General features: G+C 57.4%; 2 protein-coding genes. Both read left to right on the forward strand.

Annotated features, from left to right (window positions below):
* Position 1 precedes the first annotated feature (1 nt).
* Positions 2-154, forward strand: coding sequence for a hypothetical protein (locus ABD353_RS39910; RefSeq protein ID WP_254903106.1), 153 nt, complete (start codon positions 2-4; stop codon positions 152-154).
* Positions 155-355: 201 nt separating this feature from the next.
* On the forward strand, positions 356-622 hold a 267-nt coding region (locus tag ABD353_RS39915), incomplete at its 3' end, for an HAD-IIB family hydrolase (protein WP_344628600.1).

The raw sequence follows: 622 nt of genomic DNA on the forward strand, positions 1-622 counted from the left end.
CATGGATCCGGACAGCCGTCGCATGCTGCGCGTGACCGTCAAGGATGCCATCGCTGCCGATCAGCTGTTCACCACCCTGATGGGTGATGCCGTTGAGCCGCGTCGCGCGTTTATCGAAGAGAATGCCCTGAAAGCGGCGAATATCGATATTTAAGCCGCATGTTTCCCGGTAACGAGTTTTACCGGGGCAACAGGATGTATAAGCCCGGTCGCATCGCGCGATCGGGCTTTTCTTTTGCCGCTAAAAGAGGAATCCGCTGCTGTGGTTCCATCCCCCTTTCTGGCCGACACTTTTACTGTTTTTTGAGCGGAATCGCGTTAGCATGAGGGGAGACTCATCTTACCCGGGGACCCTATGGCTATTAAACTGATTGCAATCGATATGGACGGCACGCTGCTGCTGCCCGACCATACCATCTCTCCAGCGGTGAAAGCCGCCATCGCCGCGGCGCGCGAGCGCGGTGTTAACGTGGTGCTGACCACCGGTCGCCCTTACGCTGGCGTCCACAGCTATTTGAAAGAGCTGCATATGGAGCAGCCGGGTGATTACTGCATTACCTACAATGGCGCGCTGGTGCAGAAGGCTGGTGACGGAAGCAACGTCGCGCAAACCACGCTGGGG

It is taken from the genome of Kitasatospora arboriphila, assembly GCF_039528095.1.
GTDB lineage: Bacteria > Actinomycetota > Actinomycetes > Streptomycetales > Streptomycetaceae > Kitasatospora > Kitasatospora arboriphila.

Excerpts from the sequence above, each read along its gene's own strand:
- ABD353_RS39910 (WP_254903106.1), top strand. The coding sequence starts at position 2 with ATGGATCCGGACAGCCGTCGCATGCTGCGCGTGACCGTCAAGGATGCC.